The organism is Fusobacterium sp. SYSU M8D902, from assembly GCF_040199715.1.
GTDB lineage: Bacteria > Fusobacteriota > Fusobacteriia > Fusobacteriales > Fusobacteriaceae > Fusobacterium_A.
The window spans coordinates 1-931 of the sequence record NZ_JBEFNA010000070.1 but is presented as its reverse complement, the minus strand read 5'-3'; the positions used below and the strand labels follow the sequence as shown (position 1 = coordinate 931).

Annotated in this window: 2 protein-coding genes; one reads left to right on the top strand and one right to left on the bottom strand. The window is 23.1% G+C overall.

Going from position 1 to position 931, the window contains the following annotated elements; genetic code table 11:
- The coding region (locus ABNK64_RS11085; protein ID WP_349764434.1) for a hypothetical protein at positions 1 to 327 on the top strand (327 nt) is incomplete at its 5' end.
- A 145-nt stretch (positions 328 to 472) separates the two neighbouring features.
- On the opposite strand, the gene ABNK64_RS11080 is transcribed toward ABNK64_RS11085, so the two are convergent.
- On the bottom strand, positions 473 to 748 hold the full coding sequence (locus ABNK64_RS11080; protein ID WP_349764433.1) for a hypothetical protein: 276 nt from the start codon (positions 746 to 748) through the stop codon (positions 473 to 475).
- Positions 749 to 931 lie beyond the last annotated feature (183 nt).

The following is a 931-nucleotide window of genomic DNA, read 5'->3' as shown; positions in this document are numbered from 1 at the left end:
TTTAGAGAAATGACTTGGAGATATAAATTTGATGAAAATATGTCTGAAGAAGATAAAAAAATAATGAGAAAAATAGATTATATTCACGAGTTATTAAAATTGGTAAATATACATAATTATGAATGGGCTAAAAATATCTATGAAAAAAGAGAAAAAGAGAAAAAAATTATAAAACTAAAAAATTTAATTATAAGGCAAAGTACAAAATCAAAAAATATAGGAAATTTATCTGAATTTAATAAATTAATAAAAGAAGCAGAAACAGAGGAAAAAATTAAAGAAATTTGTCTAAAATATGATTTTTTACCTAACTTAGAATTATTTTAAAAAAAGAAATGCTTAAAATAGCCTTTAAATAGCTTAAATTTGATTTAGAAATCAAAGGTATAAAACATCAAGATGACCCCGAAAAATGCGTTAAAAACGATTTTACGAGGTCATTTTTTTTGAGCTTCAAAAAATTTTATAAATTTTACTTATTTTCCTCTTTTTTTTCAGCAAATTTAATTTTATAATGAGCAACCATTCTAGCCACATCATCATCAGATAATTTTTGTGCATTTTTTATGAAAAGATTAAAAAGAGATTTTAGCTTCTTTTCAGCTTCTTTTAACTCAATTTCTTTTAGTCTTTTTTCAATCTCTTTTTTCTTGTTAATAAGTTCCTGCTTAATTTCCTCAGAAGTCTTGATTTTTTTCTTTGGTTTAGTAGCTTCTAAATTTTCTTGTACTTGGTTAAGTTCTTCCATAGTTAAAACCTCCTGTAAAAAAATTATTTATAGTAATATTATTATAGTATATTTTAGCCACAATTTCTAGTCCTTCCTTAATTTAGATATTTGTGAGAGTATACCTTTAATTTTTGACAAGTCAAAAAATAAGAGGTATACTTAATATATATTAAGTAAAATTAAGGAAGCGAGCACACTGTA

Coding starts and splice junctions, on each gene's coding strand:
- ABNK64_RS11080 (WP_349764433.1), bottom strand. CDS start 748: ATGGAAGAACTTAACCAAGTACAAGAAAATTTAGAAGCTACTAAACCA.